14 protein-coding genes are annotated in these 14,931 nt (G+C 72.8%); 3 read left to right on the top strand and 11 right to left on the bottom strand.

Annotated features, from left to right (window positions below):
* Positions 1-20 precede the first annotated feature (20 nt).
* Complete coding sequence (locus L3X23_RS26480) at positions 21-1,358, bottom strand: MFS transporter (protein ID WP_237195463.1); 1,338 nt, start codon at positions 1,356-1,358, stop codon at positions 21-23.
* A gap of 203 nt (positions 1,359-1,561) precedes the next feature.
* Here L3X23_RS26480 and L3X23_RS36330 point away from each other — a divergent pair, with 203 nt between their 5' ends.
* Positions 1,562-2,416: a LuxR C-terminal-related transcriptional regulator gene (locus L3X23_RS36330; protein ID WP_237195462.1), complete on the top strand. Its 855-nt coding sequence runs from the start codon at positions 1,562-1,564 to the stop codon at positions 2,414-2,416.
* Positions 2,417-2,636: 220 nt separating this feature from the next.
* Here L3X23_RS36330 and L3X23_RS26470 read toward each other — a convergent pair whose 3' ends face one another.
* Positions 2,637-3,545 carry an AraC family transcriptional regulator gene (locus L3X23_RS26470; protein WP_237195461.1) on the bottom strand — a complete coding sequence of 303 codons (909 nt, stop codon included), beginning with the start codon at positions 3,543-3,545 and terminating at the stop codon, positions 2,637-2,639.
* Between the two features lie 152 nt (positions 3,546-3,697).
* Here L3X23_RS26470 and L3X23_RS26465 point away from each other — a divergent pair, with 152 nt between their 5' ends.
* Entirely contained in the window at positions 3,698-4,780 is a 1,083-nt protein-coding gene (locus L3X23_RS26465) for an aldo/keto reductase (protein ID WP_237195459.1), read from the top strand.
* On the opposite strand, the gene L3X23_RS26460 is transcribed toward L3X23_RS26465, so the two are convergent.
* Complete coding sequence (locus L3X23_RS26460; RefSeq protein WP_237195457.1) at positions 4,777-5,412, bottom strand: response regulator transcription factor; 636 nt, start codon at positions 5,410-5,412, stop codon at positions 4,777-4,779. The two genes, L3X23_RS26465 and L3X23_RS26460, sit on opposite strands and share 4 nt — an antisense overlap.
* Positions 5,400-7,058: an ATP-binding protein gene (locus L3X23_RS26455; RefSeq protein ID WP_237195455.1), complete on the bottom strand. Its 1,659-nt coding sequence runs from the start codon at positions 7,056-7,058 to the stop codon at positions 5,400-5,402. The genes L3X23_RS26460 and L3X23_RS26455 overlap by 13 nt, the downstream gene beginning before the upstream one ends.
* A 168-nt stretch (positions 7,059-7,226) precedes the next feature.
* Between L3X23_RS26455 and L3X23_RS26450 the strand changes: the two genes are divergently transcribed.
* Positions 7,227-8,699 (top strand): alpha/beta fold hydrolase, encoded by a 1,473-nt coding sequence (locus tag L3X23_RS26450; RefSeq protein WP_237195453.1) that lies wholly within the window; start codon positions 7,227-7,229, stop codon positions 8,697-8,699.
* Here L3X23_RS26450 and L3X23_RS26445 read toward each other — a convergent pair.
* The 7 genes from L3X23_RS26445 to L3X23_RS26415 all read right to left on the bottom strand — a co-directional run bounded on the left by L3X23_RS26445 (position 8,696) and on the right by L3X23_RS26415 (position 14,881).
* Positions 8,696-9,628, bottom strand: a complete 933-nt coding sequence (locus L3X23_RS26445) for an AraC family transcriptional regulator (RefSeq protein WP_237195452.1) — start codon at positions 9,626-9,628, stop codon at positions 8,696-8,698. The two genes, L3X23_RS26450 and L3X23_RS26445, sit on opposite strands and share 4 nt — an antisense overlap.
* 86 nt (positions 9,629-9,714) lie before the next feature.
* A complete protein-coding gene (locus L3X23_RS26440; protein WP_237195450.1) occupies positions 9,715-10,629 on the bottom strand; it encodes an alpha/beta hydrolase in 915 nt (304 codons plus the stop codon).
* 197 nt (positions 10,630-10,826) lie between these two features.
* Positions 10,827-11,843: an amidohydrolase family protein gene (locus tag L3X23_RS26435; RefSeq protein WP_237195448.1), complete on the bottom strand. Its 1,017-nt coding sequence runs from the start codon at positions 11,841-11,843 to the stop codon at positions 10,827-10,829.
* Positions 11,844-11,885: 42 nt separating this feature from the next.
* A complete protein-coding gene (locus L3X23_RS26430; RefSeq protein ID WP_237195446.1) occupies positions 11,886-12,824 on the bottom strand; it encodes an MBL fold metallo-hydrolase in 939 nt (312 codons plus the stop codon).
* 108 nt (positions 12,825-12,932) lie between these two features.
* Entirely contained in the window at positions 12,933-13,688 is a 756-nt protein-coding gene (locus L3X23_RS26425) for an SDR family NAD(P)-dependent oxidoreductase (protein ID WP_237195445.1), read from the bottom strand.
* A gap of 38 nt (positions 13,689-13,726) precedes the next feature.
* Positions 13,727-14,167: an HIT family protein gene (locus L3X23_RS26420; protein ID WP_237195444.1), complete on the bottom strand. Its 441-nt coding sequence runs from the start codon at positions 14,165-14,167 to the stop codon at positions 13,727-13,729.
* A 63-nt stretch (positions 14,168-14,230) separates the two neighbouring features.
* Positions 14,231-14,881: a TetR/AcrR family transcriptional regulator gene (locus L3X23_RS26415; protein WP_237195443.1), complete on the bottom strand. Its 651-nt coding sequence runs from the start codon at positions 14,879-14,881 to the stop codon at positions 14,231-14,233.
* Between the last annotated feature and the right edge of the window lie 50 nt (positions 14,882-14,931).

Raw genomic sequence — 14,931 nt, 5'->3', positions numbered from 1 at the left:
CTCGGGGACTCGGGGGCGGATCAGGTGGTGGCGGGCGCGGCGCTCTCGGCGAGCGTCCCCCGCGGCGCTTCACGGAGCGCGAGCGTGCACACGAGGGCGATCACCCCGGTCACGCTGAGCATGACGCCGATCGCGATGCTGCCGAACGACGCGGCGAGCCCGGGTGCGAGCAGCGGCGGGATCGCGCCGCCGAGCACCCCGGCGAGGTTGTAGCCCAGGCCGGCGCCGGTGTAGCGGTGCCGGGTCTCGAACAGCTCCGGCAGCAGGGCGCCCGCCGGCCCGTACGCCACCGCGAAGATCACGAGCGTCACGGTGAGGCCGATGGCGAAGGCGAGCGGGGAGCCGGTGTCCAGCAGCGGGAAGAGCACCAGGGCCCACACGATGCCCGCCGCCGACGAGCCGATGATCAGCCGTCGGCGACCGATCCGGTCGGACAGCGCTCCGGAGACCACGATGGCCGCGCCGAACACGACCGCCGCCACGATGCCCAGCGCGAGGACCACCGGCCGGTCGAGCCCCGGCCCGTTCGCCGAGGTGCCGTAGCTGGTCAGGTACGCGGTGCCCAGGTAGAAGAACGCGAACACCATCGTCAGCGAGCCGCCCGCGAGCAGGACCTCGCGCGGCTGGGCGCGGAGCACCTCGACCAGCGGCAGGCGGCGCGGTCGGTCGAGGACACCGGCGTTCTGGGCGGCCCGGAAGGCCGGGGTCTCGTCGATGGACAGGCGCACGTAGAGCCCCACCGCGACGAGGAGGAAGCTCGCCAGGAACGGGATCCGCCAGCCGTAGTCGAGGAAGGCCTGGTCGGTGTCGCCGAGGACCAGCCCGGTCACCAGGAAGGTGCCGCTGGACAGCGCGAAGGCGATCGCGGGGCCCAGCTGGGGGAACGTCGCGTACAGCCCGCGCCGTGCGGGCGGGGCGTACTCCGCCGTGAGCAGTGTCGCGCCCGCCCACTCGCCACCGACCGCGAAGCCCTGGGCGAACCGCAGCACCACCAGGATGACGGGGGCCGCCACGCCGATGGTCTCGGCGCCGGGGAGCAGACCGATCAGCACCGTCGCGACGCCCATCAGCAGCAGCGTGGAGACCAGGGTCCGCTTGCGGCCGATCCGGTCCCCGTAGTGCCCGAACAGGATGGCGCCGACGGGCCGGGCGATGAAGGCGACGGCGAACGTCGCGAAGGACGCGACGGTGCCCGCGGTCGCCCCGAGCGCCGGGAAGAAGACGGTGGGGAACACGAGCGCGGCCGCGGTCCCGTAGATGAAGAAGTCGTAGAACTCGATCGTCGTACCTGCGCAGCTGGCGATCGCGACGCGCCGCAGCGACGCCTTCGGCGCGGCGGACTGGTCGTCGGTGGACATCGACGTCCTCCTGGTCTCGGGCCTGCACGGCAAGGGGTCGCGGAAGCCTGGCCCAGGCGGGGCGGGCCCCACTACGCACGGACGGGGGTAGACCGGTCGACTGCCCCCGAACGGGGGTGTCCCGCGCCTCGGCCTGGCCGGATGGACCGGAGATCGTTGTCAGGACGACGGCGGGTCGGTCACCATGAAAGTCCGAGAGCGGAGTGGACGAGGAGGTCGCCGTGGTCGACGACCCGCAGACGCAGGTCATCCAACGGGTGCTCGCGCAGCGGCTGCGGCAGATGCAGCACGTCACCGGGCTGCCCGTGGTGTTCGGCGGGGCGGTGCAGCGGCGCGCCGACCGCACCGAGCTGCTCATCACGGAGCTGCGCGGCACGATGAGCGACACGCTCAGCGGCCTGCAGGTGCGCTCCGGGCGCGGTCTCGGCGGCACGGCGCTGCTGAGGGGCACGGCGTGCCGGGTCAACGACTACGCCACGACCACCGCGATCACCCACGACTTCGACCGCCACGTCGTGCACCACGAGAAGATCAAGTCCGTCGTCGCGCTGCCGATCCGCGTGCACGGGCACATCGGCGGGATCGTCTACGGGGCGGTGCGGGCGGACCGGCCGATCGGCGACGTCGCGGTGCAGCGGGCGAGTGCCTTCGCGGGCACCATGGAGCGCGAGATCCAGTCGTTGACGGCCCGCCCGCGGCCGCTCCCGCCGGGCGCCGCGCGGATCGACGCGGCCGTGGACGAGCTCGCCGAGATCGCGCGCACCACCGCGGACCCCGTGGTCCGGGCCCGCCTGCGGCGGATCGCCGCCGAGCTGGCCGGGACGGCGGGCGCCCCGGCGGCGGACCCGGGAACGGCCGGCACCGCGGTCCACCTCGCTCCGCGGGAGATCGAGCTGCTGCGCCTCATCGCCGTCGGCAAGAGCAACCGGGAGGCCGCCGAGGCCCTGAACCTGAGCCCGGAGACCGTCAAGGCGTACCTGCGCAGCGCGATGCGCAGGCTCGAGGTCGGCAACCGCACGGCCGCGGTCCACGCCGCGCGGGCGCAGGGCCTGCTCTGAGGCGACAGGATTGACCGCCCCCGGCCTCGGGTAGTGGTGTCCCGCCGGGTCGGTCGAGCACACAGCCGCCGGGGTCGAACAGTGGCCCCTCCGGTGCACGGGCGCCGCACGACCGGGCGCGAGTGGTCCGTCCGGCCGAGGCGGCCTCGGGCGGGCGGGCCGCGCCGTGGCGTCCCTCCCCGGCCCGAGCCTGCTCCGGCCGGGGTCAGGGCAGCGGCCGCTAGGTCGCGCGCGGGGTCGTCGCTCGCAGCCGCGCGGCGTCCTGGCCCGGGGGCATCCCGAACAGGCGGCGGTACTCCCGGCTGAACTGGGAGGGGCTGTCGTAGCCGACGAGGTGTCCGACCCCGGCGACGTCGTCCGGCCGCGCCACCAGCAGGGACCGGGCCTCCTGCAGCCGGATGCGCTTCTGGAACTGGATCGGGCTCAGCGCGGTGATCGCGCGGAAGTGTCGGTGGAAGGTCGACGGGCTCATCCCGGCCCGGGCGGCGAGGTCCTCGATCCGCACGGGCTCGGCGTAGTTCTCCCGCAGCCAGGCGATCGCGCGGCCGACGTACCAGAGGCTGCTGCGGGTCTGCCCGATCTCGCGGAGCACCCCGCCGTGCGGGCCGGTCAGCACCCGCCAGAGGATCTCCCGTTCGATCAGCGGGGCGAGCACCGGCGCGTCGGCGGGGTGGTCGAGCAGGCGCAGCATCCGGACCGCGGCGTCGAGCAGGTCGGTGTCGACGGGCCCGGTCGAGACGGCGGGGCTCGGGACGTCCCGCCGAGCCCGGGGCGGAGCGGGTGCCTCCAGCGACAGGGACGCGATCAGCGACGGGCGCAGCACGAGTGCGAGGGCCAGCGCCGGTGCCTCGGGTGTGGCGTCGAAGAAGTGGCCCGTCACGGGCAGGGTGGCGGTGACCAGCAACAGCTCGCCCGCCCGGTACTCGTGCACGCGATCGCCGAGCAGCAGGCGCTTGCCGCCCCGCGCCATGATCACCAGCAGCGGCGCGGTGAGGCTGTGCTCCGGCTCCACGCCGCTGCTCGTCCGGCCGAGCAGCAGGCCGTCGACGGCGGTCGCGACACCCGCCCCGGCATGCGCGTCGATGAGCGCGCACATCTCGGTGAGGAGCTCGGACGCCGTGTTCTGCACAGGTGCAACGCAAGCACCCCGGGGCAGGCGGTGACAACCCGATCCTGCGGAGGATGAGCGGATCGTGCACGAGGTGGGCGGGATCGGTCTACTCCGCGAGGGCCCGCGGGGGCTTTGCTGGACACCTCGTCCCGACGACCTGCGGAGGCCCCGTGCCACTCGACCACTACGTCACCCTCGGCCGCTCCGGGCTGCGGGTCAGCCCGTTCGCACTCGGCGCCATGACCTTCGGCGAGGACGCGGGCGGCGCGGGCTGCAGCGTCGAGGAGTCGGAGAAGATCCTCGATCTCTACCTCGCCCACGGGGGGAACTTCGTGGACACCGCGAACTTCTACACGAACGGTCACTCCGAGAAGATCCTCGGCGACTGGCTGGCCGCGGCCCCGGGGCGGCGGGACCGCGTCGTCGTCGCCTCCAAGTTCTTCGCCAACCTCTTCCCCGGCAACCCCAACGGCGGCGGCGCGGGCCGGTCCGCGATCCTCGCCCAGCTCGACGAGTCCCTGCGGCGGCTGCGCACCGACCATCTCGACCTGTACTGGCTGCACAACTGGGACCGGCACACCCCGATCGAGGAGACGATGCGGACCCTCGAGGACGTCGTGCGGGCCGGGAAGGTCCGCTACCTCGGCTTCTCCAACGTGCCGGCCTGGGTCACCGCCCAGGCCCAGACGCGGGCGCTGCTCGCGGGCTGGACGCCGCTGATCGCGCTGCAGGTCGAGTACTCGCTGCTGGCGCGGACCGTCGAGGGCGAGCTCGCACCGCTCGCACAGGACCAGGGCCTGGGGCTGGTGCCGTGGAGCCCGCTGCGCAATGGCTTCCTGTCCGGCAAGTACCGCCGGGGGGCCGCGGTCGGGGACTCCGCGCGCACCGCCTTCGTCGGGCAGCCGGACGAGCGGGAGTACGCGGTGATCGAGGCGGTCGCGGCCGTCGCCGAGGAGCTCCACACCACCTCCGCCGCCGTCGCCCTCGCCTGGCTGCGCACCCGGCCGGGCACCGTCGTGCCGATCCTCGGGGCCCGCCGGATCGGGCACCTCGAGCAGAACCTCGAGGGACTCGACGTCGAGCTCACGGGCGCGCAGCGCACCCTGCTCGACGACCTGTCGGCACCGACCCTGGACTACCCCGCGCCGATGCACGGGTCGGTGCGGGCGATGCTGCAGTTCGCAGGCACCACGGTCGACGGCGAGGCGTCCGAGGTCTACCCACCGCTCCTGCAGAGCGACGTGCGGTACTAACGCCCGAGGAAGCGCACCACGGCGAGGACGCGGCGATGGTCGTCGAGGCTCGGGGGGAGGTCGAGGGCGTCGTAGATCTGGGCCGCGTGCCGGGCGACGGCCTTCTCGGTGATCCCGAGCCGCTGCGCGATGGCCAGGTTGCTGCGGCCCTCGGCGATCAGGCCGAGCACCTGCAGCTGCCGCGGGGTCAGGCGGTCGACGCGGCCGTCCTCGCGGGCGGAACGCCCGACCATCACCGACACCACCTCCGGGTCGAGGACGACCCCGCCGCGGGCCACCCGGGCCAGGTCGTCGCAGAAGCCCGCGACTTCGGTGACGCGGTGCTTGAGCAGGTACCCGACGCCGGCGGACCGGTCGCTCAGCAGGGCCGTGACGTAGCGCCGCGAGACGTGCTGGGAGAGCACCAGCACGGGAGTGGAGCGGATGCCCAGGGCCGCGCGCAGGCCGTCGTCGGTGTTGCCCGGCGGCATCCGGATGTCGGTGACGACCACGTCCGGCTGCTCGACGGCCACCGCGGCGCGCACCGCGTCGGCGTCCCCCACCGCGGCGACGACCTCGAACCCGTTGCGGGACAGGACGAGCGCGAGACCCTCGCGCAGCAGCGGCTCGTCCTCGCCGATCACGACCCGCACGGCAACCCGACCTGCAGCCGGGTGCCGCCGCCCGGGAGGTCGGCGACGTGGAACCGCCCGCCCAGCGCCTCGACCCTGTCCCGTGCCCCGCGCAGCCCGCCGTGTCCGCCGACGTGGGCGCCGCCGCGGCCGTCGTCCCGCACCTCGAGGTGCAGGTCGGAGCCGTCGCGGTGGATCCGCACCCCGATCCGGGACGCGTCCGCGTGCTTGACCGCGTTGCTCAGGGCCTCGGCGACGACGAAGTAGGCCGTGGTCTGGACGGCAGGCGAGAGGTCGTCGTCCGGGGGCACCTCGACGGCGGTGGGGACCGGCAGCCGGTCGGCGAGGTCCTCGACGGCGGCGCCCAGCCCGTTCTCGACGAGCATCGCGGGCATCACGCCGTGCACGAGCTGCCGCAGCTCGTCGATGGCCCGGTCGAGGCCCGCGACCACCGCGCCCGGGTCCGCGTCGACGCTGCCCGCGGCCTGCAGGCGCAGCAGCACGAGCCGCGCCTGGATGCCGTCGTGCAGGTCGCGGGCGATGCGGCGGCGCTCGGCGTCCGCCGCCTCGGTGACCCGGGCCCGCGAGGCCAGCAGCTCGGCGACCAGCCGCTGCCGGTCCAGCGCGATCGCGACGACACCGCCGACCGCCTCGACGTGCGCGGCGTCCGCCACCGCGGCGTGGACGATCGCGGCGACCGGCCCCCCGTCGAGCCGGACCGGGGTGACGGCGCGGCCGCGGCCGGGCGCAACCGGGCCGCCCGCCGCGTCGACGTAGCCGTCGTCGACCGGGAAGACGACCTGGGCGGACGGGTCGCCGAGGGTGTCGGCCACCGCCGCCCGCACCGCCGCGGGGTCGCGGTCGCCGCGGGCGAGCCAGGACCCCAGGTCCTCCAGCGCGGCGGCCCTGGCGAAGCCGCCGCGCAGCACGCCGGCGGCGAAGGCGAACGGGATCAGCCCGATCGCGAGGACCTGGGTGGCCGACACCGTCGCCAGGTCCACGCCGAACAGCGGCGGGAGCAGGTTCGCGGCGACGACGATGTAGACGATCGTGAGCACGCCGAACACGTAGAGCGGCGCGAGGGTGCGCCGCTGGGCCGGGGCGGCGCGCCGGAACCGGTGCCCGAGCAGCACCGCGGTGGCGAGGAGGACGGCGATCGCCCCGTAGGTCTTCGTCGTCGCGGCCGCGGCCAGGGCGCCGGGGGGCAGCCCCCAGAAGACGGGGTCGCCCCCCACCAGCAGGACGTACCCCGCCGTGGCGAGCAGCCGGGCCGGGCGCGTGGTGAGCCGCCCGGTGGGGAAGGCGAGCACCAGGTGCAGGATCGCCGCGATCGGCAGGAGCGAGCAGAAGAACCCGACCTCCCGCAGCCCGGGGACCCCGGTGAGCTCGAACCCGGCGACGTGCCCGACCAGCCCCGCGGCGACGAGCAGCGGACCGGTGCGGTTGGCCGGGCGCCGGTACCAGGCCAGCAGCCCGGACCCGACGTAGGCGGTGCCCACCATCGGGAACAGCAGGCCGAACCACGCGGGCTCCACCGGTCCGCCGAGCGCGGCGGCCCCCACCGCGACGGCGAGCGCCAGGGACAGCGCGGCCAGAAGGACCAGGGCAGGCCGGACGGCCGAGCCGGCGGGCCGGCGTCGGATCGATGGTGCGGTCGCCCCCTCCACTGGGCGGGAGTCTAGGACCGAACGCCACGAACCGGACCACCCGCGACAGGGGGCCCAGGCCCCCTGTCGACGGGGTGCCAGGGCCATCGACCGGCCCCGGCTCCTCGGAGATCGTGAAGGACGTCCGGTTCGGCGACGAGCGCCGCTCCGGTGGGAGGGGGACCGGAGATGTCTCGATGCCGACTGTCCGCGGTCGCGTCGCTGCTCGTCGCCGCGCTGACCGTCGCGGCCTGCTCGTCGGGCGCCGCTGTGGAGGCGCCGCCCGCCGCGCAGGCCGCGACACCCACGCTCAGCTGGACCGACTGCGGGGACGGCTTCCAGTGCACGACGATCGAGGTGCCCCGGGACTGGGACGACCCGGACGGCCCCACGATCAGCCTCGGCATGACGAAGCTGCCGGCGCCGGGAGCCCGGGCGGGCGCGGTGTTCGTCAACTGGGGCGGGCCCGGCGACCCCGGGACCAGCTCGATCCGCACCCGCGCCCAGACGATCGTCGACGCCACCGGCGGCACGATGGACATCGTCAGCTGGGACCCGCGCGGTCTCGCGACCAGCACGCCGATCCGCTGCCCCGAGGGCAACATGCGGTACTTCGAGGCGGACCCGGGCACCACCGAGGGACTGCGCTCGGCCGTGGGGGCGGTGCAGGAACGGGCCGCGGCCTGCACGGCCCGCTACGGCGACTACCTCGACCTGCTCGGCACGGTGCAGGGGGTGAAGGACCTGGAGGCCATGCGGATCGCCACCGGCGAGCCGGTGCTGAACTTCCTCGGGCTGTCCTACGGCACCCGCGTGGGGGCCACCTACGCGGCGCTGTTCCCCGGCACCGTCGGCAACATGGTGCTCGACGGCTCGATGTCGCAGAAGGGCACCGTGCGCGACACCGCCTTCGGCATGGCGCGGGCGGGCCAGGACTCCCTCGACCGGTGGTTCGCGCGGTGCGCGGCGAAGCCGGACTGCGCCTTCGGCCCCGACCCCGGAGCCGGGTACGACGAGATGTTCGCCAAGGTCCGGGCGGAGCAGCCCGTGGTTCCGGGCACGGACGGGGCGCACCTCACCGCGGGGCTGCTCTACCAGGTCGTCCTGGCCGGGCTGGTCGACTACGGCGGCAGCCAGGAGGTGGCCGAGCAGGCGATCGCGCAGTACCGCACGACGGGCGACCCGTCGACGCTCTACGCCGTGGGGGTCGGGATCGCGGGGCAGCGGCCGGACGGGACGTTCTCCAACGGGCCGGAGATCTTCCAGTACGTGGGGTGCGCGGACTGGCCCACCCGCCTCACGTTCGACGAGCTGACCGCCGACGCGGCGCAGGCCGCGCTGATCTCCCCGCGGATCGGCGCGTTCGCCGCCACGTTCGCGCTGATCCCCGCCACCGCGTGCCCGCAGGCCAAGGAGGGCCCGCTCCCCCTGCCCACCGCGCCGGTGGCGGGCACCGTCTTGATCATGGGCAACATCTCCGACGCCGAGACGCCGCTGGAGAACGGCGAGGAGCTGCGCTCGCTGATCCCCGGCTCCCGACTGATGGTGCTGGAGACCATGGGGCACACCGGCTTCTACCGCTCGCCGTGCCTCGCCGCCGCAGGCGGCGCGGCCCTGACCCGCGGTGAGCTGCCACCGGACGGCACCCGCTGCGCGGCCTAACCGACGGCCGTGCGCTTCACCTCGCTGGGGGTGCGCCCGTACTGGCGGCGGAACGCCTTGGCGAACGTCGACTGGTCGGCGAACCCCCAGCGCCGCGCGGTCGTGGCGACCGAGTCGTCCCGGCGGGGGTCGAGCAGCTCCTCGCGGGCCCGGGCGAGGCGGCGCTGCCGGATGTAGCCGCGCACCGTGGTCCCGTTGTCGGCGAAGGCCTGGTAGACGGTGCGGACCGACACCGACAGGTCCGCCGCCAGTTCCTCGGCGGTCGGCGCGGCCGGGAGCCGGTCCTCGACGGCGCGGGTCAGCGCGTGCCAGGAGCGCCCCCCGCCCCGGGCCGGTTCGGGCACCAGGCCGCTGACGGTGAGGAAGGCCGTCTCCTTCACCGCCGAGGCCAGCACGCCGGCGCTCTGGAGCTCCAGCGTGCCCGCCGGCGTCTCGGCCACGCCCCGGAGGAGTCCCCGCAGCGCCGTGGTCGACGCCGCGGGGACCGGGCCCCGGTTGACGAGCCGCTCCAGGTCCGGGACCCAGGACCGGACCACGGCGCGCGGCAGGAAGACCGTACTCTTGTCCACGAACTCGTCCACCGCGAACCGACCGCTGGTCCGCGTGTCCCACAGGACGGCCTCGCCCGCGGACAGCAGCACCTCGCGTCCGCCGCACTCGACCGTCTCGCGTCCGGAGTGCAGGACGAGCATGCCGACGTCCCCGCTGCCCCGGTCGGTGCCGTCGCGGTCGGCGACCCGGACACCGGCACAGCGCCCGGCGCGGCAGTCGACGACGGTGACCTCGCCCAGCAGGTAGGAACCGAGGTAGGCCGACGGCCACGTGCCCGCGGGCTCGACCCGCCAGCCGTCGTGCCACCGGCTCACGGTGGCGGCCCACTCCTCGGCGGACGAGTCGGACGTGGGGACTTCCTCGATCCGCTGGGTCATCGCGCTCCGTCCGGGCGTCCGGGGCAGGCCGCGCCGCCCGCCCGAAACCTGTAACCTATGTCACTCCCGGGAGGAGGACGAGGGGCTCAGACGGGCCGGGCCGCCATCAGGTGGTCGGTGAACCACTGCCGCTGCGCCGCGCCGCTGATCTCGAACGCCTCGTCGACGTAGGCGTCGAAGTGACCGCCGTCGAGGAGGAGCAGCCGCTTGGGCTCGAGCGCCTGCTCGTAGGCGCTGACGGCGAGGTCGCAGGGGGTCAGCACGTCGCCGGTCGCCACGACCATGAGCAGCGGCGTCGGGCTGATCCGCGCGAGGTAGGCGTGCGGCTCGTACTCGGTGAACAGCTCCACCGAGCGCAGGGTGACCTCGTTGCGCCAGGTCTTCGCGCGGTCCCGGATGGGGCCGAAGAAGAAGTCGTGCGTGTCCTGGGTGGGCAGCGCGGCGGGTTCGTCGGGAGCGTGCTCGAAGGCGACCGGGATCATCGCGGGCGCCTCCCCGGCCAGGCGGGCGCGCCGGTCGGCGTCGAAACCCGCGCGCAGGCCCTCCCAGAAGTCGGACCGGACGAGGCGGCGGGCGTTCTGCAGGCCGGTGACCAGCGGGACCTGGGAGACCACGCACCGCACCCGGCGGTCGATCGCGGCGACGACGAGGACGTGGGCGCCGGAGTAGCTGGAGCCCCAGATGCCGATGCGCCCGGCGTCGACGCCCTCCTGCCCGGAGAACCAGGTGATCGCGTCGCGGTAGTCGCGCACCTGCTGCCACGGGTCGATCTCGCCGGGGACCGGGCCGTCGGACTCGCCGAGGTTGCGGTTGTCGTAGACCAGGACGTCGAACCCGGCCTCGTGGAACAGCTCGGCGAAGTCGTCCAGATACATCTCCTTGGTCGCGGAGAACCCGTGGGCCATGACGATCCCCGGCCGGGGTCCCGGCCCTTCGCCCGCGTACCACCAGCCCCGCAGCACGGTTCCGTCCTCGGTGCGGAACTCCACGTTCTGTCGCACGATCGCTCCCTGTTCGCCGGTGAAGGGGCAGCCGGGCCCGGGAGGGCCAGGCGATCGACCCCACCCTCTCGACGGGCGGGGCCGCCGGCTACGGCGTCGAGTGCAGGGATGTGGTCCGTGGGTGCAGGGGCCTAGTGCCAGGCGTCCTCACGGCCGCCGAACGGCAGCGGGTTCGTGCTGCCACGGGTCGACGGAGATCAGGACTCCCCGCTCCCGTAGCCGCCCGGCGACGCGGCCACCCCCGGCGACTGGGCCAAGCGTGGGAACAGCGCCGTGGCGGTGGTCGCCATCGCCGACAGCTCGCGGTCGTCGAGGATGTCCGTCGAGCTCAGGAGCCGCATGTTGGTCTCGATGACGCTGTCGCCCGCGGGCGGGTAATCGGTTCCGAACACGATGTGCGACGCGGTCGTCGTCTCCAGTAGCGGCAGTAGTGAGTTGGGGTGCGCCGACAACGCCGTGTCGTAGTACAGGGCGGCCAGTTGAGCCCTGACCTCGTCGGAGGTGACGGTGTTCGGATTCGGCACCCACCCGAGCATCCCGGTGGTCGCGACGCGAGTGGCCAGCACCGGCAGCACACCACCGGCGTGGGCGATGATGACCTTGATTCGCGGGTAGCGCAGGAAGACCTTCGCGTAGATCGCGTCGACCACGGTCCGTGCGGTGTCCATGGGAAACTCGATGACCGGCCCCGGCCGTCCACAGGACAGGTGCGAGAAGCCTGCAGGCTCGACCGGATGGAGGAACACCGTCGCGGCGCGCTCGTTCAACGCCGCGAAGACGTCGTCGAAGGCCGGATCGCCGAGATAGCGCCCGTCGTAGTTCGTGACCAGGACGAAGCCGTCCGCGTTCAGGTCCTCAGCGGCTCTGTCGATCTCCGACAACGCCGCCACGGGTTCCTGAAGGGGAAGGTTCGCCAGGAGTCCGAACCTGTCGGGGTCGCTCGCCACGACCTCGGCGCCGAAGTCGTTGTAGCGGCGCGCCGCTGTGACGGTCAGCCGATTGGGATTGGACAGCACCTGGGCGCGGATCCCGTGAGCCTCCATGAACTCTACGGCGAGCGCCGGGGTCCATTTCTCCGCAGGCGGCGACAGGAAATTGCCTCTCCGGTACTCGGCGAGGATCGCGGGACGCTTGTCATCCGGGATCGGTGGCGCGTAGTGCGCGTGGACGTCGATGAGGTCGCCGCCGGTCCGGTCCCTCAGATTCGTGGTCATGCTCGGCCTCGTCCTCTCCGGGTCTTCGGGGTCGTCTTCGGGTTACTGGCGTGTGTCTGACGATGGCGGGCGAGGTGGCGCTGCGAGGACGTCGGTGGCGACCGGCTGCCAGCGGACCTCTCCCGAGCTGTCCCGGATCACGCGGCCGAAGGGCTGATCTCCGAAATGTATGGCGAAGGCCCACGTCTCGGGTCGGCACAGCTCGTCGAGAAGGCGAGCGCGCGCCGCGGGGACCAACTCGGGTGCGACATCCGGCGCGGATCCCCATTCCGGATGGTTCAGCTGCGCCGGCACGTGGAAGGCGTCTCCGAACGCGATCAAGCGCTGACCGGTCGACGACGTCATGATGTAGGACGTGTGGCCCGCGCTGTGGCCGGGAGTGACGAGCGCTGTGACGCCGGGCGAGATCTGCTCGCCGTCCGCGATGCGCTGCAGTGTCGGCAGCCCTTCCATCGGTTCGACGACCGAATCATGGTCGCACGCTCCGAGCGGACGTTCGCCCCGGCGGAAAGGCCGGAGTTCCGACTCGGCGACCACGTATCGCGCAGCGGGGAACGCCGGGACCCGCCTGCCGTCGTCGCCGTCCAGGAAGGCCCACCCCGCATGATCGACGTGCAGGTGGGTGAGGGCGAAGACGTCGATGTCGCCTCGCTGCACGCCCAGAGCGGCCAGCGTGGTGAGGAACTCCCCCGAGTCGTTCCTCCCGACCGCGCTCTCATCTCGCACGTCACCCAGTCCGGCGTCGATGAGGAGCGTCTCATCCGGGGTCTCGACCAGGAGGCCTCCGGCGGACATCGCCACGAAGCCGTCGGCGCCGATCTGCTCTGGATGCTCCTCCCAGTACGCAGTCGGGATGGAGTGCAGGAACAGCCGGGCGGCCAACCACATGGAGCCGTCCACCACATAGGTGAAGGTGAACTCGCCCATCCGCGACCGGCGGACCGAGGCCTGATCTGCCAGTTCTCCGACGTCAGTCGCCACGGTGCACCTTCGGTTGCCGGGGAGGGACGCGACACACGTCGCGAAGAGGAGCAGAAGCTGCATCCACGCTAGCCATCACCTTGCTTGCTGGCAAGTCTACCCTTCTTCCTACATCTGGGCCCCGCCGCTGACCAGCAGATGCTGGCCACTCACCCACCCCGCCAGGTCACTCGCGAAGTACTCCGCGGCGTCCGCGACGTCGCTCGGACGTCCCATTCGTCCGCCGATCGGCCGCATCGCGGCGTTCATCGCGTGATAGCGATCGTCCGCCGCGATGTCCGTGAACACCCCGGCCCCCTCGATGACCGTCGGCAGGATGGTGTTCACCGTGACCCCGCGCTTGCCGAGTTCCAGAGCGAGAACGCCCACGAGGTACCGGGGCGCCATCTTGCTGGATCCGTACAAGCCCACGCCTGCGAAGGGGCTACACGTGGTGCTCGAACCGATGTAGAGGAGCCGACCCCCGTCGACCACCTGGCGCGCAGCCTTCTGGAGCGTGAAGAAGGCACCTTTGGTGTTGAGCGCGAACAAGCGATCGAACTGCTCCTCGGTGACTTCGAGGACCGGCTGGTCGATGATCTCGACACCGGCGTTGGCGACGACGATGTGCAGGTCGCCGAAGGCGGCGCGCGTGTCCTCGAAAAGGCGGTCCAGGTCGGCCGTCTTGGATACGTCGGCCCGGACGGCAACGGCCCTGCCACCGACGGCTTCGGCGTCCTTCACCGTCTGCGCAGCGTTCGCGTCGTCGTCCCGATGATTGATGACGACGGACGCGCCACACGAGGCGTACCGCAGCGCGATGGCGCGGCCGATGCCGCGCGTCGACCCGGTGATCAACGCGACCTTGCCGCTCAGATCGGTCATCCGTCCTACTCCTTCGATTGCCTTCCCCGACCCGGGGGCTACAGGTTCCCGACGCCTCGGGCGATCGCCGCGCACACGTCATCGCGGCGTTGCGGTTGCTCCAGGGTCGAGTCGCGAGCGAGGATGCGCGTCAGCAACCGGGAGCCCCGGTCGGTCGAGTCCGTCTGCGACAGCGGCACTCCCAGGAGTGCGTGGAAGTGGCGCACACCCTCGCCGAGTGCGTACATGTAGGTGCGGTCCGCACCCGTCGCCGCTTCGAGCACTGTGGACATCTCGCGCAGGAGGGGTCCGAGCGAGGCGACCTCGCCGTCGTTCAGCTCAGCCAGTGTCGCCACGTGCCGAGTCGTCTGCACCGCGAGCCATCCCGGCACGGCGATGCCGGGGTGAGCGGAGACCGCCCAGATGTCGTCGCGATGGATCCACCCACCTGGAGGCGGCGTCGGCGACGACAGGCGATCACACAGCGGGCACTCGCTCACGTCCCGGACCGTACGGCGCAGCTTGCTGGCGCGCAAGTAGCTTGGCAGGCGAGCCCGGATCCGCTATCCGCTGCGCCGGGCGTGAGACCTCGTGACACCCGACAGGGCGACGAGGGTGGCGTGGTCCGCGATCTCGTCGACGGAACCACTCGAGCGGGCCGACTCGAACCACTGGGTGGTGCCGTTGCACATTCCCACCAGGAGTAGAGCCAGGGTCATCGGACGCTCGGTGACGAACACGCCGGCCCGCTGGCCGGCCTCGATCACCTCGGCGATGCGGCGGACGTAGTCGGACATGCCCTTCCGGAGGACGTCCGCGCGGTCGCCGCTGAGCTTGTTCAGCTCGCCGAACTGCACGCGGAAGGTGTCGGGCTGCGCCAGCACGACCCTGACGTGGTTGCGCACGATCTCGGCCAGCATCTCGGCCGGCTCGAGGTCGGAGTCGAAGATGGGTTGGGACGACGAGATCATCGCCTCCCCCGCCTGGGCGATCAGCTCGTAGAGGATCTCGTCCTTCGCGGGGAAGTAGTGGTAGACCGCCTGCCGGCGGAACCCCAGCTCCACGGCGATCTGATTGAGGTTCGTCTCGCGATACCCCTGTTCGGCGAACAGCGTCGTGGCCGCACGCAGGATGGCCTGCCGACGCCCGTCGTCCTTGTGCTCCACGGGGCGGGATCCACCGGACGCCTGCTCGGCCCGCACTCGTTCGACCACGCATGTCCTTTCGTCGAGAGGTCAGGCTACTGCTCCGCCGACGCGGCGGG

Origin of the sequence: Pseudonocardia sp. WMMC193 (genome assembly GCF_021728735.1) — a bacterium.
GTDB classification, from domain to species: Bacteria; Actinomycetota; Actinomycetes; order Mycobacteriales; family Pseudonocardiaceae; genus Pseudonocardia; species Pseudonocardia oroxyli.
Note: the sequence above shows the minus strand (reverse complement) of the source record. Positions and strands in the feature narration are given on the sequence as shown.